Below are 26,086 nucleotides of genomic sequence, written 5' to 3'. Positions count from 1 at the left end.
TTTATACTTTTAAGACTATATATTAAGTAAATCTCATTTTAAAAGAATCTCTCTTAAAATAAACTAAGTACAATAAACACAGATAATTAATAGATACGTATGAAATATCCTTGAATACTTCATATAAATATTTTTATACAAAGAAATAAAAAAGATGAACCCCAGAAAACAGAGTTCATCTTTTAATAAAAAAATATCTATTTAATAGTAATTAAAAGAAAATACCTATTTACTATTAAAAATATTTTTTAATTTATTTTATCTATTCTTTTATAAGAACTTTTACAACTTCTGATATATACATAGTATGATAATCTTTCTTTGGATACCACTTTTCATCATTTTCTTTAGCATCAAAGTTTTCTGGTGGCATTGTATCATGATATAATTTTTTACAAACCATAATCATATTAGCTTCTTCAAAGGCTACTGTATCATCTATAAAATATGGTGTAAGTCCTGCTTTTTCTACTTTATTTGTATCTCTACCAGAAATAGTACCACAAATATTTAAAGCTTCTCTGTATTTTTCATCAAAAAATGCAATTGTAAATGTGTCATTATTATCTACAAACTCTTTTGTATATCTCTGTGGTCTTATGTAAGTTGTTACAACATTTTTACTCCAATACACTCCAACACCACCCCAGCTTGCAGTCATTGTGTTAAATTTATCTGAGTTTCCTGCTGTTATAAGTAACCACTCTTTACCAATTTTAGTGAATGGATTAAACTGTAGTTCTTCAATTTTTACTTCTTTAAATCCCATAACATCATCCTACCCTTCATCTTTTAATAAATAAGTCATTTGTTAAAAATTTAAATATATGCACTTTTATAATACAGCTTTCAAGATTATTTTCCATATTCATGTAAATTATAATACAACAAATCAATTACTTTCGCAAGAAGTAGTTTTTATATTTTTTAATCATAAAATGTCAATAAAATATATTAATTATAAAATATATAATACATTTATTAAATTTAGAATACTATAATATTAAAAATGTAGAAAGCATATATACTTTCTACACTTATTACTATTTTATATATTTTTATAGTAGTTTAGTTCCATTTAAATCTAGTTTTGTTCAAAAACTATCATAATCACCAAATTTTGTTCTATTAATTGTAACTTTTTATACTTTATTAATAACATTTAAGTTATTATTCTTATCAATATATATTTTCTCACTATCTAAATCTTCATCAAACATCTTTATTATATTTTCTATTTCGTTTTTGTATTCATCTTCATGTACTCTATAAAGCATTAAATCTTCTAATAAATCTTTTATATCAAAATACACATCTTCTAATAAATAAAAATATCCATCTTCTATATTCTTTAATTTATCTATAGTATCCAATTTTTTATCTATATCTTTTATAACTTCTATGTTTTGTATGTTTATATTTATAATTGTCAATAAGTACATTCTCACAGTTTTTATTATCTCAATAGAAAAATCTACAATATCATAATTTCCTTCTTTTTTATAAAGTGATTCTTTAAATTTATCAAAACAATCATTTAAATCTGGATTTATGTTATTAAATGGAGGTCTTATTATATCTAGCATTATTAAAAGATTTTGTATATCTACATTATTTGTAATTGCCTCATCCAAAATAAATAAATTATATGCATCATTTAATGGGTCATGTGCATCTCCACTAAACTCTAAGTTAGCAAATTCAAGTAAATTTTTTAGTGATATATAGTTCATACATTTTATACCACACTCTATATATTTCTCTTTTATATCCACAAATAACTCTCTAATGTTGTTTACGAACCTTGGATGATTGTTTTTTTTAGAACTTCTCATATCAGTGTTATTGAAACATGTTAAATCTAAATTACCAAAAGTATATATTCCTTCAACCTCAGAAAATATGCCTAACCACTTTTTAAACTTTCTCATGACCTCTTCATAGCTTGGTGCATACTTTAATTCTTCTGAAGATATATGAGTCAACTCTTGTATATGAGGATACAACTGGGCATTACTTACTGGCTTTATTAAAGATTTAAACTTATCAATATTTTTTGTCTTTTCATCATACATAACTGCTCCAATTGCAATTATATCTGAATTTAATATATCTCTCTTTGATTTAGAATTTGGCATATTCATCTCAAAATCTATATATACTCTCTTCAATATAAACACCCTTTCCAATTGTTTATAGTGATTCTTTTAATTACTTTTATTCATAATTTTCTAAGAAAGAATGTTTCTCCCCATCTTTTTGCCACCCTAGTACCGAATCAAGATTTACGTTTTCTGCTGCTTTAAATATGGATTTTTCTACATTTTTAAAATTTGGCTCTAAACTTTTTATTAAATCTTTTATTTCATATCTTTTATTTCCAGTTTTTTTAGCAGCAACCATGCACGCACAATTTAAAGGCCATATACCACTATTTTGGATAAATCTTATAATGTGTTCTTCTCTTATATAGTAAAGTGGTCTTATAATTTTTATTCCTTCAAAATTAGTGGAATTAAGCTTAGGAAGCATAGTTTTAAAATTTCCTGCACACAACAAATTAAGCATAGTTGTTTCTATTACATCATCATAATGATGACCTAATGCAAGTTTATTACACCCCAATTCTTCTGCTTTTGAATATAATGCTCCTCTTCTCATTCTTGCACACATATAACATGGATAATCTTTTGCAATTTCATCAGCTATTTCAAATATTCTTGAATCAAATAAATGTATTGGAATATTTAAATACTCACAATTATCTATAAGTAATTGCCTTATATTTGCATGATATCCAGGGTCCATAGCAATAAATTCAACATCAAAATTAACTTGTCCATGTCTCTTTAATTCTTGAAACATTTTAGCCATAAGAATACTATCTTTTCCTCCAGATATTGCTACAGCTATTTTATCCCCTTCTTCAACTAGTTTATAATCTCTTATTGCCTTTATAAACTTAGACCATAAATGTTTTCTATATTTTTTTATAATACTTTTTTCTATATCCCTTAGTGAAAGTCTTTCCTCAAAAGGAACTATAATTTCACAGCCTTTTCCTGATAGCTCACTCATTTAATCACCTCGTATATTTATGTTAATAATATTTTACAAAAAAGTCTACCTACTTCTATAAAATACTATAGTTTTACTTTAATTTTAATAAATACTTTATAGTTTACAATAACACATAAACTTATAATAACATAAATAAAGCCTTTCTTTTATTATCTTTTTTATTTTTCTCATTTAATATTTTATTATGAGTAACGATTTTTAAATGTATGAATATTATACACTAGATAGACTTACCTATCTATTTACAACAAGGAGGTTTTCATCTTGGAAAATAAAACTAGAGATATTAAAAAAAATTGTGGTTCATCTTTGGCTAGACCATATATTAATAATCAAATTTTCACAGAAATGTACTGCCTTTCTGATGCATTAAAATTTGGAACTATATTTCCAGAACTAAATTTATTAGAATCTGAAATGTACAACAAAGAATTATATGCTAAGCCAAAAAAATTAAGAGGAGGTAGAAGATAATGAAAGATTCATCTAGAGCTGAACTTATGAGAAAAATTCAGGAAACATCTTTTGCATGTGTTGATATGAACTTATATTTAGACACTCATCCTGATGATAAAAATGCTATCAACACTTACAATTCATTATGTAACCAATTTGCACAGGCTAGATACGCTTACGAAAATAAATATGGTCCTTTAACTAACTTTGGGTATGCTCCAAGTAGATGCCCTTGGCAATGGGCTGAGCAACCTTGGCCTTGGGACAGAGAATTTAATTATTAGACATCAAGTATTGGAGGATTGAAAATTCATGTGGATATATCAAAAAACTTTACAACACCCAGTTAATATAAAAACTTGTGACCCAAGAATGGCTAAGTTTCTTATAACTCAATTTGGAGGACCAAATGGAGAGCTTGCTGCATCTTTAAGATATTTAAGTCAAAGATATACAATGCCTACTGGTAATATGCGTGCACTTTTAACAGATATTGGTACAGAAGAACTAGCTCACGTTGAGCTTATATGTACTATGGTTTATCAGTTAACTTCTGATGTAAGCCCAGAAGAATTAAAAGCTGCTGGTCTTGGCTCAAACTATGCACAAAATGGATATGGAATTTATCCAACAGATTCAAATGGGGTTCCATTTGATGTAAGACCTATCGCAGTTATGTCAAATCCTGTAACTGATTTACATGAAGATATGGCTGCTGAACAAAAAGCACTTGCAACATATTATCAACTTATAAACTTAACAGATGATGTTGATGTTATAAACGTACTAAAATTCTTAGGTCAAAGAGAAATAATTCACTATCAAAGATTTGGTGAAGCTTTAATGGATGCTTATGAATTAGAGGAATGTCAAAAAATATTCTAAAATTCTTCTTTATATATAAAACTACAATTATTTACTAATTTACTAACTTACTTTTTCGCTTAAATTAGCTTAAAAATATAAAAAACTATAAAGAACTGTCCATTTTCTATACGCAGATAGAATAAATAAACAACAAAAAGCAGGTACTAAATCAACAGTAATAATAGATAGTAATCTACAATACTATTGACACCATACCTGCTTTTATTTTATAAGCAATAAAGAAATATCTATTTATAAAGTTTTATCATTAAGTTTAAATGATTATAAAACTCTTCTTGCATTTACATATCTACTTGAATAGTAACTACTATTTATATTAGATATTGTTACCTTTTTTGATGAACCTGAAGATGCGTGTATCATCTCTCCATTTCCCATATATATTCCAACATGACTTACAGAGCCATTATTTGAACCTTGTGTATCAAAGAATATTAAATCTCCGCTTCTAAGGTCTCCTCTATTTACATATGCTCCATACTTACTTTGGTCTCTAGATACTCTTGGTATACTAACTCCAGCAGATTTTTTCATAACATATTGTGTGAATCCAGAACAGTCAAAACTATTTGGACCTTCTGCTCCCCATACATATGGTTTTCCAAGTAGTGTCTTTGCAAAGCCTATTACACTATCAGCTCCCTGACTTGGAGAATTAGTTGAATCGGATGGAGTTGAAGTATCAACAGAACCTTTTTCTGCAAGATATTGACTTGATACATATCCTGTTTGGTCATCATGATTTACTTTTGTCCATCCACCATCTTCTGAGATACTTCCAACTTCAGTACCATAACTTAATGTAGCCACTTTAGAGTGTCCTGTTCCTGGTCCTGTTCTAAGGTTTAATGATTTTGCTGTTACAACTTTTGTATCCTTTACAATATCACTTGAACTGCTTCCATCATTTCCATTTGCAGAATCACTTAAGTTAGTTCCTAAGTATTTACTTGAAACATAACCGACTCTACCATTAGAACTTATTTTTGACCATCCATTTGACTCAGATATGTATCCAACTTCAGTACCATATCCCAAAGTAGATATTTTAGAACTTCCTGTACTTGGACCTGTTCTAAAATTTAATCCCTTTGCTGTAACAACTTTTGTTGATTTTACTGAAGCATCATTACTTTCATTACTATTTCCTAGGCTATTTATTGATAAATATTTTTCATGCACATAACCTGTATTCCCATTATATTTAACTTTTACCCAAGAACCATCTTTTCCTATGTACTCAACTTTATCACCTTTGTAGAACTTTCCTATAGATGCATTATTTGTACCTGGTCCTTTTCTAAAATTTACTGCATTCCCTGTTATTGTTCTACTTTCTACAGTTGAACTTTCTATTTCAGACTCATTAGCATATGCTAAATTCCCCATTGTAGGCATTATTATCGCTGTGGCCATTATACTGGCTGCTACTCTCTTTTGATTAAAATTCATAACTTTCCACTCATCTCCTCTTTTCTAGTAGATTTATTTTTTATTTCTAACATAAAAGAAATAATTGACACTATTTTTAAATATCAATTATTTCTTTTATATTAATATTATTACAAATTTGTAACTATTTGTCTATAGTAATAATTCTATACCATAAATTACCATAAATATTTTTTAATCATAGAGAGGTTAAAACTCAGTTATATAGCCAAACTATATCTTATTAAACAATTTTATATTTTTTAACTTTTTTGTAACTTTTATAACCCTGTTGAACCAAATCCACCTTTTCCTCTTTCGGAATCACTTAATTCTTTAACTTCTTCTATATTAATCTCATATATAGGTTTTACTACCATTTGAGCAATCTTCATATGTTTTTCAACTTTAAAATCATTTTTTCCATGATTTATTAATATGATTTTAAGCTCTCCTCTATATCCCTCATCAATAGTTCCTGGTGTATTTAACACAGTAATTGAATGTTTTAAAGCAAGTCCACTTCTAGGTCTTACTTGCGCTTCTGTCATAACAGGAAGTTCTATACATATTCCAGTTTTAATAAGTTTAGTCTCTCCAGAAGGTATTACAACCTCCTCTATAGAATACAAATCCATACCAGCATCACCTTTGTGAGCAAAATTAGGTATTATAGCGTCGTCATTTAATTTTTTTACTTTTAAATTGTACATTTTATATCTCCTTTCAATTTCCTATAAATATTATAACTTAAATTTCAGCCTCTTGAAGTTTTTTATTTTTTTATGGTAATATAATTATTAGTGTTTTAAAGGAGGATTTTTTATGAAACTTGTACTTGCTGAGAAACCATCTGTTGCAAAAACTATAGCATCGTTTTTAGGTGCAAAGACTAGACAAGATGGTTACTTTGAAGGAAATGACTATATAATTACTTATGCAGTTGGACACTTAGTATCATTATATGATATGAAAGATTATGATAAAGATAAGTATTCTGGCTCTTGGAAAATGAATAACTTTCCATTTGTGCCTGAAAATAAGTTTAAATTCAAAATTGATAGTTCTAAAACCAAACAATTCAATACTGTAAAAAAACTTTTAAACAGAAAAGATGTGGAATATGTAATAAATGCCACTGATAATGACAGAGAGGGAGAACTTATAGCATTTTTAATATTTTTACTTGCAAAAAATAAGAAACCAGTAAAAAGAATTTTGGTAAATGAATGGACTCCAGAAGACATTACGAGAGGTATAAAAAACTTAAAAGATGAAGATGAAATGAGAAATCTTCAAGCTGCTGGATATACAAGACTTATTACTGATTGGTTAATTGGAATAAACTTCACTTCCGTTGCTACATTAAAATATGGAAATGGGAAATTATTAAATATAGGTAGAGTAATTCTTCCAACAGTCAAATTAGTCTATGATAGGGATATGGAAATACTGAATTTTGTTCCCAAAACTTATTATGAAGTAGAAGGTCATTTTAAAGCTGAAAATGGTGAATATAAAGGTAAATATATTAAAGGTAAAGAAAGTAAATTTGACACACTTGAAGATGCAAATAAAGTCATAGCTTCAATTACATCTCAAACTGGTAAAATACTAGATAAAAAAGTTACTATGTCAAAAGAGTATGCACCAAAACTTTTTAGTTTAACATCACTTCAAGGATATATAACTTCTAAGTACTCTAATTTTACCTCTGATAAAGTTTTAAATGTATGTCAATCTCTTTATGAGGGTAATGGTAAAGGTGGGTATATAACTTATCCAAGAACCGATTCTATTTTTTTAGAAGAAAGTTTAACTTCAAAGGCTTCTCAAACTTTAGAAAAATTAAAAGTCGGTCTTGAATATGAAAATAAAATTAAATTCTCCAAAACAAAAAGGGTCTTTGATTCATCCAAAGTAGATTCACATAGTGCTATAATTCCTACTTACATAATACCAAAAAATTTATCTAAAGATGAACAATTGGTTTATGATGCTATAAAAGATAGATTTGTAGCAAATTTTATGCCTCCTGCTGAATATGAGAATACAGAAATTAAGACTAAAGTAGATGATTGCACTTTTTTAACAAAAGGAAAAGTACTTAAATCAAAGGGATACCTTGAGGTGTATAATAAGGAAGAAAAAAACGATTTACTTCCATTTGTAAACAAGGATGATATTGTTGATGTCTTAGAGATAAAGCCATTAACCAAACAAACAACACCACCTAAATCATATACTGAAGATACACTTTTAAAAGCTATGAAAAATTGTGGTAAAAATGTACCTGAAGAAGACACAACTGTACTTTCAGGGTATTCAATAGGAACATCAGCCACACGTGCTGATGTACTAAAAAAAATAAGTCAAGTGGGCTATGTAAAGAAAAAAGGCAAATCTTACTTTATAACAGACCTTGGAAAAAATTTAGTTGAAATTTTTCCTGTTAAGGACTTATTTGATGTAGATTACACTGGTAAACTTGAAAAAAGTTTAAGTGATATTCAAAAAGGTAAATACACTAGAAAAGAATATCTTACTCATATTATTAGTTTTATATATCAAAATGTTAATATTATAAAACAGGATGCTTCAAAAAATATAAATACAGAGGCTTATACTTTTGATTCAAAAACTAAAAAATTTACTAAGGTAAAAGCAAAGGATTCAAAAAATAGTTCCAAAAAAAGTTTAACTGATTCTGAAAAGGAAATTGCTGTATCAAAAGATACAGATATCAAAAAAGAAAATAAAACCAATAATGAAAATACGTCTCTTGGTAAATGTCCTATTTGTCAAGGTGATGTTCTTGAGTTTGATAAAGGATTTGCTTGTAAAAATCATAAAGAGTGTAAGTTCGTTATTTGGAAAAATGACAAATACTTAAGCCTCTACAAAAAGAAAGTTAATAAAACTATGGTCAAAAATATTTTAAAAAAAGGTGAGACAAAAGTAAAATCTTTAACTTCTAAAAATGGAAACAAGTTTGATGCTACATTAAAATATAATAAAAATCCAGATACTGGCTACTTCAACTGGAAAATAGAATTTGAGAATTAAATAATATTCATAAAAGCAGAAATAGCAGTAGTATAATATTAAATATATTATACTACTGCTATTTCTGCTTTGTGTAAAAATTTAACTTTATATAATAACTTCTCATATGTACATTTAAACTAATTTTTTTACTATTTCTGATAGTTTAAGTGTATGTTCATCTAATAAAGTTAGTTCCTCATCAGAAAGATTTGATAGTTTCTTTACTATAGACTCTTTAAGAATAGATTGTACAATATCAAATAATTCAAATGCTTTATCTGTCAATTCAACTCTAAGAACTCTTCTGTCTTTTGGGTCAGGAAATTTATTTACTAAATTATGCTCTACCAATCTATCAATAATTGGTGTCATATTTGATTTTAGTATTCCTAAATTAGAAGCTATTTGAGAAATTGATGATGAATTTGATGTCATAAGATAAAGAATTACCTTTGCATGTGATGGAGCCATTGGACACTCTCCAAAATACTCTTTCATCATATCTGAGTTGTTTTGAAATTTTTTTAACAAATCGTTTTCTTTGAATATATTATTTTGAAGTACAAATAAAAAGTCTAAAAAAGAGTCTGCTATTTTAAGTATATTATCGTTATCCATATTTGTAACATCCCTTCAATAAATACTGTAATAAAATATTCATTACTTATTATAGTATAAATTATAAACTATTAATAAATTTAAAACAAGAAAAAGTTATTGACTCATAATAATTATAAATTTATAATCAAATTAGAGAATTATAAAATGCCAAAAAAGGGAAGTTTTTTAATTAGCCTAAAACTAAACTTAAATTATAAGACACTTTAAATTCTACAACAAGCTAGTGTAAAATATAATAGGAGGAGATATGAAAAGATATTTAGTAGTTTTTTTAATGTGTAGTTCACTGTTCTTAGTTGGATGTGGAAAAACAGATGAACCTGAACCAGAAAAACCTATAGCAGTCTCTGTTCAAAAGGCAGTAGGTGGAGAAATAGAAAATACAAATGCTTTCTCAGGAACTACAAAAGTTAAAGATGAGACATCAGTTACTGCTCAAACTGCTGGCACAGTTCAAGAAGTTTATGTGAAACTTGGCCAAAATGTAAGAAAAGGTGATGATTTATTGAGTATAACTAGTGAAGATTTAGAAAACAGTGTAAAACAGTCTAAAGCATCACTAGATTTAGCAAAAGCAAGTTATGCAAGTACTACTGGGGGTGCATTAGAAGCTCAAGTGAATCAAGCAAAAACAGCTCTTGATAGCGCAAAACTTCAATATGATGAATCCCAAAGAAATTATGACAATAACAAGGTTCTTTATGAGCAGGAAGTAATTAGTTTAGACCAATTTAAAAAAATAGAAGTTGCTTTAGAACAATCAAAACAACAACTAGATTCTGCACAAAGAGCATACAATACAGCAACTTCAAAAAGTATACCTCAAGCTAAATCACTTGCTAAAAAACAACTTGACCAAGCTCAAGTATCATATAACTTAGCAATGAGTAACTTAGATAAGCTGACATTAAAAGCTCCAGTGGATGGAACAATCACAGCCAAAAACTTTGACTCAAAAGAGATGATAACACAATCACAACCAGCTTTTGTGATTTCTAATCCTAATATATTAGAAGTAGGCTTAAATGTAGCAGAAGCAGATATAGCTAAATTTAAAAAGGATGGTAATGTAGATGTTGTTATTGAAGACCAAAGAGTTTTAGGAAAGATAGATTATGTTCCTTCAGTAGTTGACCCTCAGACATCTTTATATCCTGTTAAAATACTTGTTACTAATACTAACAACAAATTTAAAGCAGGAATGTCTGCACAAGTAAACTTAAGCGTTGAAAAAGAAAATGGAGCTGTTACAGTACCTAAAAAAGCAATATTTGAAGAAAAGGGAAAAAAATATGTATACATAGCAACTAAAGATAACATAGCAAAGAAAACATTAGTTCAAACTGGAATTGTAACAGAGGATAAAATAGCAATCAAAAGTGGTGTAAGTGAAAAAGATACAGTGGTTATTGGGGGTATAAGTCTTATTTCTGATGGAACTAAGATATTTCCTGTAGAAAAGGAGAAATAGTATTATGAATTTAACACATACTTCCGTTAAGCGTCCTCTCACAATCATAATGGTCTTCTTAGTATTAATAGTTTTTGGTGGTATTGGATATAAAAAAATGTCAATAAATCTAATGCCTGATATAGAAATACCTGTTGTAATGGTTATGACTACTTGGACAGGTGCAGGTCCTCAAGACGTTGACGAACAAGTTAGCCAAAAAGTTGATGAAAGTTTATCATCTGTTTCAAATGTAAGCTCAACTATATCAAGTTCACAAGAAAGTGTTTCTATGGTCGTAGCTCAATTTGAATTTGGAACCAACCTAGATGAAATAATGAACGATGTTAGATCTAAAGTAGATGCATTACAAACTAGTTTACCAGATGATGCAGCTAAGCCAACAGTACTAAAATTAGATATGAATGCACAAGCTATAGGTCAGCTTGTTATATCTGGTGGAAATAATAATGCACAAGCACTAAGAAAATACGCTGAAGATGTAATTCAGCCTAAAATAGAATCTATAGATGGTACTACATCAGCAGACATTAAAGGTGGAGAAAAAGCTCAAGTTAATGTAATAGCTGACCCATCAGTTCTTTCAAATTATGGAGTTAGTTTATCAACTATAAAAGGTATTTTATCATCTAGTAATAAAACATTCCCTTATGGTTCAATTACTCAAGGTGAAGATAAGATAGTCTTAAGATCAATTGATAAATTAGAATCTTTGGATGATATAAAACAGATTCAAATTCCTGTAAAAGGAGGAAACACTGTTAACTTAGATACTCTTTGTAGTGTAGATTATGGATTTGCAGACAAAGATAGTATTTATAGATACAATGGAAAAAGCAGTTTAGTAATAGATATTTCTAAGCAACAAGATGCAAATACTGTAAAAGTTATGCAAGATGCATATAAATATGTAGATGAATTGAATAAAGAAAATCCACAATTTAAAATTAAAATTGCCAATGATACAAGTGCTTACATAAGCGAATCAATAAACAGTGTAATGAGCAATTTACTTATAAGTGCAGTTATTGCATTTGTAGTAATATTTGCTTTCTTAAAAAGTGTAAGAGCTTCATTAGTTGTTGCAGTGGCAATACCAATTTCTATAATAGGAGCAATAGCTGTTCTCTATTTTACAGGCGAAAGTTTAAACCTTATCACTGCAAGTTCATTGGTAATTTCAGTTGGTATGGTCGTTGATAATGCTACAGTTGTAATTGAAAACATATTTAAATACAGGAAAAGTGGTCGTTTGAGCATTGATGATTGTGCTATTGAAGGTACACGAACTGTCACCAATGCAATACTAGCATCAACATTGACTACTATAGCTATATTCTTACCTATTATGTTTACAGAAGGTATAGCCAAAATAACATTTGGGGCTTTAGGTAAAACACTTATAGCTTCTCTAGCCTTCTCTTTTATAGGTGCAATTACTCTTGTTCCTAGTGTATTTGCAAAACTAAGTAGAGGTAAAAGTAGTGAAAAAATGAAAGAAAAAGATAGCCCTATATTTGATAAGGTAAGTGAAGGATATAAAAGATTACTAAGTGTATGCTTGAGACATCAGAAATTAGTAGTAATATCAAGTTTACTTATATTTGTAGCTTCTCTATTCGGAATGAGCTTTATAGGTATGGACTTTATGCCTGCAGCAGATAAAGGAGAATTGGCTATTTCTATAGAACTTCCAAAGGGTCTTAGCTTAGAAGCTAATGATTATTATGTGTCTATGACAGAGAAAAAAGTTTCAGATATTCCAGAAATCAAGACATTGATAACAAGTTTGACATCAGACTCAAATAATAATAGTGCAAGTATAGCAATTGAATTGGAATCTCAAAAAAATAGAAAAAGAACTACCGATGAAATAGAAAAAGAAATAATTGATAGAGTTGCTACTGTTCCAGATTGTAAAATAAATGTAAGTCAAAATAGTAGTGTTATGGGTGGAACTTCAGGAGCAGACTTCACATTAGAGATGAAGGGCCCTGATTTGGATGTATTAAAGATATTAGGAAAAGAAGTTGAAAAAGAATTCAGTTCTATAAAAGGATTTAGAAATGTAGAGACTTCCCTTACAGATACAACACAAGAAGCTCAATTTACAATAGACAAACATAGAGCTCAAGAATACGGTGTAAATACAGCAGAAATTGCAGGATTATTGCGTACTGCAATAAATGGTGATTCAGTTACTACTGCTACTATTGATGACTACAAAGTCGATGTAAATCTAAAGTTTAAAGCAGATAGTATCGATAATCTAGAAGATATAAAACAGTTAAAAGTAAATTCTACAACTGGAAATGAAGTACCTCTTGGAGCTTTCTCGGATATAAAAATGGTAGATGGTTTACAGTCCATATCAAGAACTGATGGTGATTTTTCTGTAAATATAACTGCAACACTTGATAATTTAGATGCTGGTACAGCTACAAAATTAGCATTAGAAAAAACTAATAAGATGCTAATCCCTAAAGACTACTCTATTGGTGTTGGTGGAGAAACAGAAATGATGAATGAATCTATGGCCAGTCTTGGATTCTCAATGGTTATAGCCATAGCACTTGTTTATATGGTAATGGTAGCTCAATTTGAATCATTTAGTAAACCATTTATAATAATGTTCTGTGTGCCATTTGCATTTGTTGGAGTTGTACTTTCTCTTTTGGTAACTGGTCAAAGTTTAAGTACTGTAGGTATGTTAGGTATAATCTTACTTATCGGTATCGTTGTTAACAATGGTATAGTTCTTATTGACTACATAGAACAACTTAGAAAAGCAAATAGTAGTAATGATTTAATTGGATTGGTTTCAATTGGTTGTGCTGCGAGACTAAGACCCGTTTTAATGACAACTGCAACAACAATTCTAGGTATGTTACCAACAGCATTATCTCTTGGTGAAGGTGGAGAAACAATGCAACCACTAGCCGTAGTTATAATGGGTGGGCTTACTGTATCTACACTAATAACACTAGTACTTATCCCTACTATATATTTAATATTTGATAAGTGGGAAAATAAGTTTTCAGATAGGATGCCTAAAATATTTGGTAAAATAACAGATAAAATAGGAGATATAAAAGGAAAAATATTTAAGAAACCAAAATTAAAAGCTAAAATTTAAATATAAATGGAGGGCGATTGTATTGAAGAAAAAAGTTAGTAAAATAATTGCAATTGGATGTGGTGTTGGTATAATAACAGCTAATTTAATGCCAGCCTATGCAAATGATAATACTTCTTCTATAAATAAAGTTGATAATGCTACCTTAAGTGACTCGACTAAAAGAACGGCTGAAAAAGAACTTTTAACTGCTAGAGATGCTGTCAGTGCAGCAATTAAAAATAGTGAAAAATTAAAAATGAAATCAGAAGAAATAAAAATGTTAAAAGAAAAACTAGAAGTACAGGATGAATTTGATAGTTTTACTGGAAGTGACAACTCATTTCCATATGACCAAATTGGACTTCTTAAAAATCAAAGCGAACAGGCAAAATATTTTATGGAAGACCAAATAGCAAATGATATTACTAATAAGTATAATGATTTAGTATCAAGAGAAAATGAGTTAGATAAAATAAAAAATAATCTTGAGATAAAAACTAAAGAAATTAAAGATATGAAGCTAAAAAAGGATTTAGGTCTAGTGACATCATTGGAAACTGAGTCAGCTGAGCTTGAACTTCAGACGCTACAAAATACTCAAAAATCTAAACTTCAAGAACTAAAAAATAATCAAGATTATTTTAAGTTGTTGACTAATATAAATTTAGACAACTATCAATTAGATAAAGAATACCGTTTTGAGTCTTTTAGAGTAGGTGGTTCAGTTGATTCATACATGGAAGGTAAGGTTAATGAATACTTAAAGTATGACCAATTGATTTTAGAACGTACAGAAGAAAGTTTTAATGATGACGATGAAAATAAGGCAGATTTACCAGATAGACCTAATCTTACAAGACCAGTTGCTCCTACAAAACCAGAACAAGGTAGTTTAACTGATGCTGAATATGAAGTTCTTAAGAAGAAATATGATAAAGATTATGAGCAATATGAAAAAGCAGTTGAAGCATACAATCTTGAAAGACAGACTTATGCATCTGGACTTACTACATATGCAAATTATCTTCAACAAAAATATAATACTGAAAATGGCTTAGTTACACTAGAGGATAGTAAAAAAGCTCTAAAAAAAGGCTTGATTGATAGCTATGCACAATTACTTGCTTTAGAAGATACAATTGGAACAACTAAAAAACAGCTTGAATTATCGGAAAAACAATTAAAAAATACTAAGCTAAGATATGACTTAGGATTGATTACTCTAACTGACTATAAAAAACAAGTAGTAAGCAATGAAGATGCTAAAAATAGCTATGATACACTTATTGTAAACTATAATTCATTAAAAAATGGTATAGAAAAGCCATGGATACTTAGCGATGGAGGCAAAAAATAATACTGTTGTATAAAAGCATTTATTTACTAAAATAAATTTGCTCAATAAAATAGAAAAAGAGTTGGCTTATTATTAGTTCAACTCTTTTTCTATTTACTAAAATATTATTGATTCTAAGAACACATATATTCTTCACTACAAAATAAAGTCTAAAGCTTAATTTAATTACTTCTTATCAAATGTTTCATCTATTTTACATCTGACCATATTAACAAATTCTGAAATATTATATCCTTTCAGCTTACATCCACATTTAGGACAATAGTCCAACTTCCTAGATACTAATGCTCTACAGCTAGGTTCTGGGCATCTCATTTTAAGACTCTCTTCTACTACTTTAAATCCACATCGTGGGCATATACTACCTGGACGTGATGATACTTCTTTTCCACATTTAGGACACTTTGTCAACTTTATCCCCTCCAGTAAACTCAATTTAATTATTGGTTGAAATTTCTCTCTTACAATAATGTATGCAACATAATTAAATACGTTTCACCTACTATAATATAAATTAGTTTTTTTATAATAATATAAAATAAAAATCCCCTATACTCAATTTACAAATACTCTATTTGATACATTGATATATAGGAGATATAATATTTTAGTTTAATTATATATATTTATAATATATTATTATCTAGGGTTTTTTATAGATGCTTGAGCTGCTGCAAGTCTAGCAATTGGCACTCTAAATGGTGAACAAGATACATAGTTAAGTCCTACATTATAACAGAACTCTACTGAAGATGGTTCTCCACCATGTTCTCCACATATTCCTAGTTTTAATTCTGGTTTAACTTCTCTACCTAATTTAACTCCCATCTTAACTAACTTACCAACACCATTTTGGTCTAGTACTTGGAATGGGTCTTTTTCTAATATTTCTTCATCTACATATTGACCTAAGAATTTACCAGCATCATCTCTTGAATATCCAAATGCCATTTGAGTTAAGTCATTAGTACCAAAACTGAAGAAGTCTGCTTCTTGTGCTATTTCATCAGCTGTTAAACAAGCTCTAGGTATTTCTATCATAGTACCTACAGTATAAGGAACTTCTACTCCTTCTTCTTTGATTATAGCATCAACAGTTTCTACTATCATTTTTCTTATTATCTTTAACTCATTTACTTCTCCAATTAATGGAACCATTATTTCTGGAGAAACTTTAACACCTGCTCTTATTGCTTCTATAGCACCTTGTATTATTGCCTTAGATTGCATTACACATATTTCAGGATAAGTTATTGCAAGTCTACATCCTCTGTGCCCAAGCATTGGGTTAAATTCATCTAAATCAACTATTCTCTTCTTAATATCACTTACTTTTATTCCCATAGTTTTTGAAAGTTCTTCTATAGTTTCATCATCATGAGGTAAGAATTCATGTAGTGGTGGATCTAGTAATCTTATATTAACTGGCTTTCCATCCATAACTTTGAATAACTCTACAAAATCTTCTCTTTGCATTGGTAATATTTTTTCAAGAGCTTTTTCTCTTTGCTCTACTGTATTAGACAATATCATTTCTCTAACTGCTGGTAATCTGTCTTCATCAAAGAACATATGCTCAGTTCTACATAGACCTATACCTTCAGCACCAAATTCTATAGCTGCACGAGCATCTCTAGGATTATCTGCGTTAGTTCTAACCATCATACATTTATGCTTATCTACCCATTGCATTAATTTTTCAAAGTTTCCAGTTAAAGAAACTTCTGTTTTCTTAACATCTCCTAAGTAAACATTTCCTGTAGAACCATCTATAGAAATGTACTCTCCTTCTTTTATAACTATATCATCAAGAGCTCTTACTTCTTTATTAAACTCATCAACTTTTATTTCTCCACATCCAGCAACACAACATTTACCCATACCTCTAGCAACAACTGCTGCATGTGATGTCATTCCACCTCTAGCTGTAAGAATTCCTTCAGCCTTAACCATACCTTCTATATCTTCTGGAGATGTTTCTAGTCTAACTAAAACTACTTTTTCTCCCTTTTCATTTGCTTTTACTACATCATCAGCATTGAAGTAAACTCTACCACTTGCTGCACCTGGTGATGCTGGTAAACCTTTTGCTATAACTTTAGCTTCTTTTAAAGCTTTATCTTCAAATTTTGGATGTAATAACTGGTCTAATTGATTAGGCTCAATTCTCATTATAGCTTCTTTTTCATCTATTATTCCAGCTTCAACTAAATCAACTACTACATTTATTGCTGCTGCTGCTGTTCTTTTACCATTTCTAGTTTGTAATATATATAATCTTTCATTTTCTATAGTAAACTCTATATCTTGCATATCTTTATAGTGACCTTCAAGTATATGAGTAATTTTTACGAATTCATCAAATACAGCTGGCATTACTTCAGCAAGAGTTGATATATTTTGAGGAGTTCTTATACCTGCAACAACATCTTCACCTTGAGCATTCATTAAGAATTCACCAAATAATTTATTTTCTCCTGTAGCTGGATTTCTAGTAAATGCAACACCTGTACCACTAGTTTCTCCCATATTACCAAATACCATTGATTGAATATTTACTGCTGTTCCTAAATTATGAGCTATATCATTTAATCTACGGTATACGATTGCACGAGGGTTATTCCATGATCTAAACACTGCCTCTATAGCAAGCATTAATTGCTCTTTTGGGTCTTGTGGAAAATCACTTTTTATTTCTTTTTTGTATATTGCTTTAAATTCTTTTACTATTTCTTTTAAGTCATCAGTTGTAAGTTCTGTATCAACTGTGTATCCTTTTGCTTCTTTTACTCTATCTAGTACATTTTCAAATTTGTATTTTGGCACTTCCATAGCAACATCAGAAAACATTTGTATGAATCTTCTGTAACTATCATATGCAAATCTTTCATTTTGTGTAGCTTCTGCTAGACCAATAACACTATTGTCATTAAGACCTAAGTTAAGTATTGTATCCATCATTCCTGGCATAGAGAATACTGCACCAGAACGAACTGATACTAGTAGTGGATTTTTATTGCATCCTAATGTTTTGTTTAAATCTTTTTCTAAAGTAGCTAGATGTGCTTCTATTTCTTTTATTATTTCTGCTCTTATACTTTCATTATTAACATAGTAGTCATTACATGCCTCTGTTGTTATAGTGAATCCAGGAGGGACAGGTAAGCCTATCTTAGTCATTTCTGCTAAATTGGCACCTTTACCTCCTAGTAAAGATTTCATGTCTTTGCTTCCTTCACCAAAACTATAAACATACTTAGTTTCCATTGTTAAATCCCCCATTAATCTTTTTTATTTTAATTTATATCATTTTTATTATTAAACATTTTATTAAATTTCTATTTCTTTATATATTTTTAGACCATTTTCCTTCATTATGTCTAAAATTATACCTGCAGTTTCTTCAATTGCTTTATTTGAAACATTTATTACTGGGCATCCAATTTTCTTCATTATTTCTTCTGAATAGTCTAATTCTTGAAGTATTCTTTCTAAGTTAGCATAATTAGCTTTACTAGATAGCCCTAAAGCTTTTAATCTTTGAGTTCTTATTTCATTCAACTTTTCAGGTGAATTAGTAAGACCTATTATCTTCTTAGTTTCTATTTCAAATACTTCTTTAGGAATTGGTATTTCTGGAACTAATGGTACATTAGCTACTTTTATATTTTTATTAGCTAAATACATACTTAAAGGAGTTTTAGATGTTCTTGATATTCCCACTAAAATTATGTCTGCTTGAAGAACTCCTCTAGGGTCCTTTCCATCATCATATTTTACTGCAAATTCTATAGCCTCAACTCTCTTAAAGTAAGATTCATCTAATTTTCTGATTATACCAGCTTCTCTTTTTGGTTTTCTTCCAGTTCTTTTACTTATTTCCCTTAATATATCTGTCATCAAATCTATACAACTAAGACCTTCTCTTTCGCAATATCTTTCAACAATACTGCATAGCTCTTCATCAACTAATGTATATACAATCAAAGCGTTTTCAGCTTTTGCATTTTCTAGTGTTTCAAGTAATACTCCCTTATTAATCATATATGGAAATCTTTTTATTTCATAAGTTTCATTTACATAAAATTGTGACATACATGCTTTTGCAACTTGTTGTGCAGTCTCCCCTACTGAGTCTGATACTGCATATATAATTAGGTTTTTCACCAGCATACCTCCTTAATTGTCAACTATTTCTAAAAATAGCTTAGTTATGTTGGTTTTTGATATTCTCCCAACAACTCTCATATGGTTTTTGTCTTCTTCTTTATATTCAACAATTGGAATCGAATCTACTTCATGTTCTATTATTTTTTTTGAAGCTAATAAAACACTTGCTCCCTTAGTCAAAGTAACTACATTTGGAGTTCTTGTCATTATCATACCTATTGGCATCTTATTTATATCAGAACCTCCTATAGTTGCTTTTAATAAGTCCTTTCTAGAAACAACTCCACATAATTCTTCATTTTCATCTATAATAACTATACTCCCTACATCAGATAAAAACATAGTGACTATTACATCATATATACTTTCGTCTTTCTTAGCTAGTACAGGCATGCTCATTATATCTTCTACTGTTTTTTCTTTTATACTTTTACCAATTAAATTAATTTCACTAACTCCTGAATAAAAATATCCAACTTTTGGTCTTGCGTCTAGTATTCCTGTCATTGTTAATATAGCTAAATCAGATCTAAGTGTAGCACGAGTCACATTCAAGCTGGAGGCAATACTTTCACTCGTTATTGGTTCATTTTCCTTAACTATATCTATTATTTTTAGTTGTCTTTCATTAAGCTGAATAATAATCACCTTCTTTCATTGTGCTATACTTTTTATCTTTTCGTATCTTATATAGTATATTATATAACTATATATACCATTCTGTAAACAGATTTTTTATTGAATACGATATATTTTTTACCAAGTTCTTTTGCTTAAAGATATTTATTGTATATTAATGGGGGATATTTCTTTAATTAATAGAACTATATTAGTATTACAGTTAATATTATAATACATAATTGGCTATTTTAATTCATTTTATATTAAAATTTTTAATTATATTATCTTAAATATGAATATAAAATTGCAGAATTAATTTAAATTAAACCTACTAGTAAGATTTTTAACTGTAAACAAACTATAAAATAAGATTTATCAAAACACTCTCTCAAAAAATATAAAAAAATTTAAAAGGGCTGATTTTAAAATAACCATCAACCCTCTTTTAAATAACATCTATATTATATTATTATACAATAAATTTTATCCAAATATTTTTTCTTGTAATTGTCTTAAATGATATAAAGTAGTATCTTTTTCTATCTCTACCATATCATATGTTATAACTTCACCCTTTTTAATATCTTTAATAACTTTAGTCTTTTTACTGATTAAACCAATAGGTACAGCATTCATTTCTTTTGCAACATCATATTTTTCTATAGTGCCATAGCATGTATATGCACCATATCCATCCATATACTCACCTTTTTTCAAGTCTTTCTTAGCTATAGTCATAACTTCTGCAACTAATCCAGCTTTAGGCACTATTGTAGCCTTATGCTCTAAAACTGCCATTGCTGCTGATAAAGGAGTTTCTAAACTGCATAAATGATATGGTCTATATAATATGTAATTAGGTCCATCACCCATACTTAAGTATTTTAATTCATCATTAACTGCTTTTAATTTATGAGCAACTACAACGAAAACACCAGGTGCTATACCATTTACAAAATCAACTACACCATAATTATCTAATACTCCACCCTCGCTTTTTAATGCATATTTCTTAGGTACTTCATTAACTGTAGCTTCAATACCATGCCCACCTCTTACATCAGGTACAAATCCAGTTGCATTACACATTAAAGCCATTTCTACCATTGTTTTAGTACCTTCTTTAAAAGAAGCTATCATATGAGGTGAAGCTCCTTTTCTTTCTGCTTCTTCTTTTACAGTATCAGGATTACAGTCTAAATCTAGTTTATTGTTTTTACCTTTACCTACTACTCTAACTTCAAATCCCATTGCATCTGCAAAATCAAATAGACCCATTACTGCCCCTGGTTCATCTCCTGCAGAACCTGTAAATATTACTCCTGCGTCATCTGCTAATTTTTTAAGTATTGGACCAACAACACAATCAGTTTCAGCGTTTAACATTACTATATGTTTTTTATTTAAAATAGCATTTAGTGCTATTTCTGCACCAATTGCAATACCTCCTGTTGCATCTATAACTACATCTATTGACTTTGTTTTGCAAGCCACAAGAAAGTCATTACATGTTAATACTTTTCCTTCTTGTAATTTTAATTCTGCATCTGTTTCATTTGTTACATTATCTATGATTTCTTCTTCTATACCTGCATCAGTAAATGCTTTACGAGCTAATTCTAGATTTATATCTACAACAATAGATGCTTCCATTCCTTTCATATTTGCCATTTGACTTACCATTCCATTACCCATATGACCAGCACCTATAAGAGCTACTTTTATTTTTTTACCTTCTTCTTCTAGCTTTGCAAGTTTTCTGTTTAAATCTAACATATCAATTCCTCCTGTTATAATAATTTTATTTTTCAAATTAATAAATAGTTATTAAATCTCCAATCTTTATATCTGGTTTTCCAATTTCTACATGTATTTCTCCAGGTAAATTTACTTTATCTTCTCCATCAAATTTAATTGTACAGTGACCAATTTCTCTAAGAGTATTTTGAGCAATATCACCAACTGAAACTATACAATAATCTCGATTTCCTATTGTAAGTGTATCCCCTATTTCAACATTACTTTTTAATGTTGATATTGAATGAATTACAGATATATCTTTCAAATCTTCATCATTAATAGTTTCATCGTATATAATAAGACAGTTGCTTTCATTTATTAATTCTTCAACTAAACTGCCTATCCCACTTATCTTAACTTCATACTTCATGATATCCCTCCTGATAATTTATATTAGATTAATTAAAAGAAACATTTATTTTTTCTTTTATAAATTTTATAGCTTGTACAATACTTTCTTCATCTTTAAATTTTTGCTCTGCACTATATATGTCCAATCCTTTTATATCTTCAATCTCTTTAAACTTAGCCATCACTGTGCGACCTTTTAAAATTTCTCCACACTTTATAAATCCCTCTGAATCTGAAGATATAATAGCTATACTTCCTTTAGAAAAATAACTTTTCTTTTTTCCTGTAGACACTATATCGCCCATTTTTTTAGCTTTATTTAAGGCTTTGAAATATAGTTTATTCTGATTCATTACAAACAAAGTATTTAAAACATAAACAACAAATAAAATTATAAGTAGTTTCATATTTACACACCTTTCATAAATTAATTTGTTTTTTTAGTCCTATACAAAACCTATATAATATTCTCAATCAATACTTTTTTAAATTCTACAAAGCTTCTACATTTACTTATCTTATTTGTTAATTTTACATTTTGTCCTATCTTTAAAACTTCTTCATAAATCTTTACCAATAAATCTGAATCCACCTTATCCTCACATGGAAACATTGTCATAAGTATTATTTTTATACTTCTATTTGCATAAAATATTGGCTCTTCTAAAACCCCAACTGCCATTAAAAATTTATCTGACTTTTCATTTACAGCATGAGGAAATAATAAACCTTTATCAAAAACTGTAGGAGATTTTTCTTCTCTTTTGATTATATTTTTTCTAAAATTATCATCAATACATCCCAAATCCATAAGATTGTCCATCATTTTTTCTAATGAATCAAGTATCGTTTTTTCATTTAATATCATAAATTTATTTTCATTTAACAAATTATTTATTAGTAAATTTGGAGAATCAGTAGTATCTATGTTGCCTTCTCTTAAACATAATACGGTCTTTAATTGTTCCCTCAATTTATTTTCATCAAATATTGTATTGATTTTTAATACTATTGTATTTATATTTGATGTATCTAAATCAATAGTTGTAAAAACTATATCGTATTCATCTAAATTAATGTTTCTCAAATTAAAACTTGAAAGAGTATCAATTTTAGGATTATTTCCTATCAATTTTTCAACTCTTATTTTTAATAGTTTTGCTGTTCCAAGACCTGTCCCACATATAATTGCTATTTTCCTAATTGAATAAAATCTACTACTATTTCTTTCTAAGTATCCACTAAAATGAATTGCTATATAACCAATTTCATCCTCAGAAACTTCTAGATTATATTTTTTCTCTATTACTTTTCCTGCTATTTGTGCCAGCTTAAATGGAAGTATATAGTTTTGTTTGATTTCTTCTAACAATACATTTTTTAATTTTATATTAAATAATAGCCTGTTCAGTGTAAAACTAAGATGATATCCAAGTCCTACCCTTAACTCATCCTCATTTATAAAAATACCCATATCAACATATATCTGATTGAATATGCTTTCCATTAAATCATCAATATTTTTATTTATTCTACTACTATTTAAAGCACATTCTGATGCTGGTGCATTTCCACTTACTAATGGTATAGTTAAATAAATAATTTCTTCATCATTTAAAATATATTCAAATTTTTCTGATAAAATATTCTTTATTTCCCCAGCAATAAGATACTCATCATATGACTTAAGTAAATCAAATTTTACATCATACTCTTTTACTATCTTCTGTTCTTTTACTCTATACATCAAAACTACTATGTAATTAAAAACTTCTCTGAGCATTTCATCTGTAACATAAAAATTATTATTTTTAAATAAAGTCAATAATTCTTCTTCTAAACTTGCAATTTCTTCTTTTTTGATACATTTAAAGTACTTAGAATTATTTAAATCTTTTCTTGAATCTTTATACAACTGATTTAATATAAGTAACCTAATATCAAGTTCACTACCATGCAATTTCATTCCTGTATTTTGCTTTTTTACTAAATTCAAATTATAAGAATTTAATACCTTTTCTACATATTGAAAGTCATTTACTAGCGTAGTTCTTCCTATACACATCTCATCTGCTAGACTATCCAGTGTAATAAATCCATCTAGTTCTATCAAATAATTTAGTATAAACTCTGCCCTCTCTTCCTTTGAATTTAATGAAAATACACTTTTTTTATTCACATCAATAATCTTATTGAGTATTTGCTTATCTTTTATCTCTAGTTTATAGCCTTGACCTTTTATATATTTTATTATTGCTATGTTACTTCCTAAATCTTTATTCAATTGCTTTATATATGTTCTGACACTTCTGGTTGTAACATTCAATTCGTCTGCTATTGAATCAATACTTACAAACTCTTTTTTACTACACATAATCAATATCTTGAATATTTTACGGTCAATAGAAGGAATTTTCTCAGTTACATTCATTTTGCATCTCCTCCTTGATTTCATTCTAGTACAAACTTGAAACCAAATTAATACATAAAATTTCACTTTGCTAGAGGAAAATTTAGTATTAATCCAAATCAATAATCACTCCTAATTAATACTACAAAAGCTAGTCTTTCATTAACTAAAATTTTGACTAGCTTAAGTTTACATTTACAATTTTATTAATTAAGTTTAAATCTCATAACAACATAAAATACTATCTTAATGCAAATATTGCAACGCCATACGCAATAATTACAGATATTGGCCCAGTTATTAAACGAGAGTAAAATAATGCTGGTACGCCATATTCCACGGTTTCTGGTTCTGCTTCTCCTAAACTTAATCCTACTGGGACAAAGTCACAGCCAGCTTGCCCATTTATTGCAAATAAAGCAGGAAGTGCTAAATATGCTGGTATTGCACCAAGACCAATTTGTGTTCCTACAAGAGTACCTACTACCTGTGCTATAACTGCTCCAGGGCCTAATATAGGTGATAAAAATGGAAGTGTACAAATTATTGATATAACTAACAAACCACCAATGTTTCCTGCAAGTGGCGATATTACCTTTGCAATCCAATCACCTAACCCAGATGCCAAAATAATTCCCATAAGCATACTTACAAATGCCATAAATGGTATTACATTATTCATTATCATTTGGATGGTATCTCTACCCGCATCATAAAACTTTGATACTACTTGTCCTGCTCCTTGCCCAATAGAAAGTATTATGTTTTTCTTCGCATATTCTTCTTGAGCTTTTGATTTTACTTCATTATAATTATCAGGCTTTCTAATAGAACTTTGACTTTCATTTTTATTTTCTTGAGATTTTTTTTGTGTTTCTTCACCATCTAAAATACTTATGCAATTAATATTAACATCTGATACATAGTATTCTTCAGTTATAAATTTTGCTAAAGGCCCTGTTTTTCCCACTGGATTTACATTAATTGTAGGTATTTTCTTCTTTGGATAAACCCCACACCTTGCTGTTCCACCACAATCAATAATAACTACTGCCACCTCTTCATCAGGAATCCCAGTTTTAAATCCATCTATAACCTCACAATCCAATAATTCTTTTATTTTTAATGTCACTTCATGAATACCACCAGCAGTCATTGACAATATTTTATTTCTAGTTGCTTCTTTTTTTATGTATAAAGGTCCTCCCCAACCAGAAGTTCCCTTTTCTATCTTTAATACTCTATTTTCATCCATTTTAAACC

At 28.8% G+C, this 26,086-nt stretch carries 22 protein-coding genes; 7 read left to right on the top strand and 15 right to left on the bottom strand.

Going from position 1 to position 26,086, the window contains the following annotated elements:
- Positions 1–262 precede the first annotated feature (262 nt).
- The 3 genes from IC175_RS11350 to IC175_RS11340 all read right to left on the bottom strand — a co-directional run bounded on the left by IC175_RS11350 (position 263) and on the right by IC175_RS11340 (position 3,078).
- Entirely contained in the window at positions 263–769 is a 507-nt protein-coding gene (locus IC175_RS11350; RefSeq protein WP_227824161.1) for a flavin reductase, read from the bottom strand.
- A gap of 373 nt (positions 770–1,142) precedes the next feature.
- Entirely contained in the window at positions 1,143–2,180 is a 1,038-nt protein-coding gene (locus tag IC175_RS11345; protein ID WP_227851521.1) for a 3'-5' exonuclease, read from the bottom strand.
- Positions 2,181–2,217: 37 nt separating this feature from the next.
- Positions 2,218–3,078 carry a tRNA 2-thiocytidine biosynthesis TtcA family protein gene (locus tag IC175_RS11340; RefSeq protein WP_227432639.1) on the bottom strand — a complete coding sequence of 287 codons (861 nt, stop codon included), beginning with the start codon at positions 3,076–3,078 and terminating at the stop codon, positions 2,218–2,220.
- A gap of 267 nt (positions 3,079–3,345) precedes the next feature.
- Between IC175_RS11340 and IC175_RS11335 the strand changes: the two genes are divergently transcribed.
- From IC175_RS11335 to IC175_RS11325, 3 genes are read left to right on the top strand one after another with little or no spacing between them, the layout of a single operon-like run.
- Complete coding sequence (locus tag IC175_RS11335; RefSeq protein ID WP_227432638.1) at positions 3,346–3,555, top strand: spore coat associated protein CotJA; 210 nt, start codon at positions 3,346–3,348, stop codon at positions 3,553–3,555.
- The gene (locus tag IC175_RS11330; protein ID WP_021385274.1) at positions 3,555–3,821 is read left to right on the top strand and encodes a spore coat protein CotJB; all 267 of its coding nucleotides are present in this window, start codon (positions 3,555–3,557) and stop codon (positions 3,819–3,821) included. Before IC175_RS11335 ends, IC175_RS11330 begins: the two co-directional genes overlap by 1 nt.
- Before the next feature lie 28 nt (positions 3,822–3,849).
- The gene (locus tag IC175_RS11325; protein ID WP_227432637.1) at positions 3,850–4,422 is read left to right on the top strand and encodes a manganese catalase family protein; all 573 of its coding nucleotides are present in this window, start codon (positions 3,850–3,852) and stop codon (positions 4,420–4,422) included.
- 264 nt (positions 4,423–4,686) lie between these two features.
- On the opposite strand, the gene IC175_RS11320 is transcribed toward IC175_RS11325, so the two are convergent.
- Together IC175_RS11320 and dut are read right to left on the bottom strand one after the other, a co-directional pair.
- Positions 4,687–5,877, bottom strand: a complete 1,191-nt coding sequence (locus tag IC175_RS11320; protein WP_227482824.1) for a C40 family peptidase — start codon at positions 5,875–5,877, stop codon at positions 4,687–4,689.
- Positions 5,878–6,137: 260 nt separating this feature from the next.
- Positions 6,138–6,569: a dUTP diphosphatase gene (gene dut, locus IC175_RS11315; protein ID WP_227432635.1), complete on the bottom strand. Its 432-nt coding sequence runs from the start codon at positions 6,567–6,569 to the stop codon at positions 6,138–6,140.
- Positions 6,570–6,681: 112 nt separating this feature from the next.
- Here dut and IC175_RS11310 point away from each other — a divergent pair, with 112 nt between their 5' ends.
- Positions 6,682–8,922, top strand: a complete 2,241-nt coding sequence (locus IC175_RS11310) for a type IA DNA topoisomerase (RefSeq protein ID WP_227851520.1) — start codon at positions 6,682–6,684, stop codon at positions 8,920–8,922.
- Positions 8,923–9,036: 114 nt separating this feature from the next.
- Here IC175_RS11310 and IC175_RS11305 read toward each other — a convergent pair whose 3' ends face one another.
- Entirely contained in the window at positions 9,037–9,522 is a 486-nt protein-coding gene (locus IC175_RS11305; protein ID WP_227432633.1) for a MarR family winged helix-turn-helix transcriptional regulator, read from the bottom strand.
- Between the two features lie 250 nt (positions 9,523–9,772).
- Between IC175_RS11305 and IC175_RS11300 the strand changes: the two genes are divergently transcribed.
- The 3 genes from IC175_RS11300 to IC175_RS11290 are packed head-to-tail and all read left to right on the top strand — an operon-like array spanning position 9,773 to position 15,471.
- Positions 9,773–10,996, top strand: a complete 1,224-nt coding sequence (locus IC175_RS11300) for an efflux RND transporter periplasmic adaptor subunit (protein ID WP_227851519.1) — start codon at positions 9,773–9,775, stop codon at positions 10,994–10,996.
- A gap of 4 nt (positions 10,997–11,000) precedes the next feature.
- On the top strand, positions 11,001–14,132 hold the full coding sequence (locus tag IC175_RS11295) for an efflux RND transporter permease subunit (RefSeq protein ID WP_227432631.1): 3,132 nt from the start codon (positions 11,001–11,003) through the stop codon (positions 14,130–14,132).
- Positions 14,133–14,154: 22 nt separating this feature from the next.
- Positions 14,155–15,471: a TolC family protein gene (locus IC175_RS11290; protein WP_227432630.1), complete on the top strand. Its 1,317-nt coding sequence runs from the start codon at positions 14,155–14,157 to the stop codon at positions 15,469–15,471.
- Between the two features lie 165 nt (positions 15,472–15,636).
- Here the strand turns inward: IC175_RS11290 and IC175_RS11285 are convergent, their stop codons facing one another.
- The 9 genes from IC175_RS11285 to IC175_RS11245 form a co-directional block, all read right to left on the bottom strand.
- A complete protein-coding gene (locus IC175_RS11285) occupies positions 15,637–15,882 on the bottom strand; it encodes a hypothetical protein (protein ID WP_227432629.1) in 246 nt (81 codons plus the stop codon).
- A gap of 228 nt (positions 15,883–16,110) precedes the next feature.
- A complete protein-coding gene (gene ppdK, locus IC175_RS11280) occupies positions 16,111–18,738 on the bottom strand; it encodes a pyruvate, phosphate dikinase (protein ID WP_227432628.1) in 2,628 nt (875 codons plus the stop codon).
- Positions 18,739–18,801: 63 nt separating this feature from the next.
- Positions 18,802–19,644, bottom strand: coding sequence for a pyruvate, water dikinase regulatory protein (locus IC175_RS11275; protein ID WP_227432627.1), 843 nt, complete (start codon positions 19,642–19,644; stop codon positions 18,802–18,804).
- Positions 19,645–19,650: 6 nt separating this feature from the next.
- Positions 19,651–20,289 carry a helix-turn-helix transcriptional regulator gene (locus IC175_RS11270; RefSeq protein WP_227432626.1) on the bottom strand — a complete coding sequence of 213 codons (639 nt, stop codon included), beginning with the start codon at positions 20,287–20,289 and terminating at the stop codon, positions 19,651–19,653.
- 456 nt (positions 20,290–20,745) lie between these two features.
- Positions 20,746–22,038, bottom strand: a complete 1,293-nt coding sequence (locus tag IC175_RS11265) for an NAD(P)H-dependent oxidoreductase (RefSeq protein WP_227432625.1) — start codon at positions 22,036–22,038, stop codon at positions 20,746–20,748.
- A gap of 37 nt (positions 22,039–22,075) precedes the next feature.
- A complete protein-coding gene (locus tag IC175_RS11260) occupies positions 22,076–22,432 on the bottom strand; it encodes a PTS glucitol/sorbitol transporter subunit IIA (protein ID WP_227432624.1) in 357 nt (118 codons plus the stop codon).
- Positions 22,433–22,460: 28 nt separating this feature from the next.
- Positions 22,461–22,820: a transcriptional regulator GutM gene (locus IC175_RS11255; protein ID WP_227432623.1), complete on the bottom strand. Its 360-nt coding sequence runs from the start codon at positions 22,818–22,820 to the stop codon at positions 22,461–22,463.
- 50 nt (positions 22,821–22,870) lie between these two features.
- Entirely contained in the window at positions 22,871–24,844 is a 1,974-nt protein-coding gene (locus IC175_RS11250; RefSeq protein WP_227432622.1) for a BglG family transcription antiterminator, read from the bottom strand.
- A gap of 220 nt (positions 24,845–25,064) precedes the next feature.
- On the bottom strand, positions 25,065–26,078 hold the full coding sequence (locus IC175_RS11245; protein WP_227432621.1) for a PTS glucitol/sorbitol transporter subunit IIB: 1,014 nt from the start codon (positions 26,076–26,078) through the stop codon (positions 25,065–25,067).
- Positions 26,079–26,086: the final 8 nt, after the last annotated feature.

Origin of the sequence: Clostridioides sp. ES-S-0123-01, from assembly GCF_020658415.1 — a bacterium.
Classification (GTDB): Bacteria; Bacillota; Clostridia; order Peptostreptococcales; family Peptostreptococcaceae; genus Clostridioides.
Note: the sequence above shows the minus strand (reverse complement) of the source record. Positions and strands in the feature narration are given on the sequence as shown.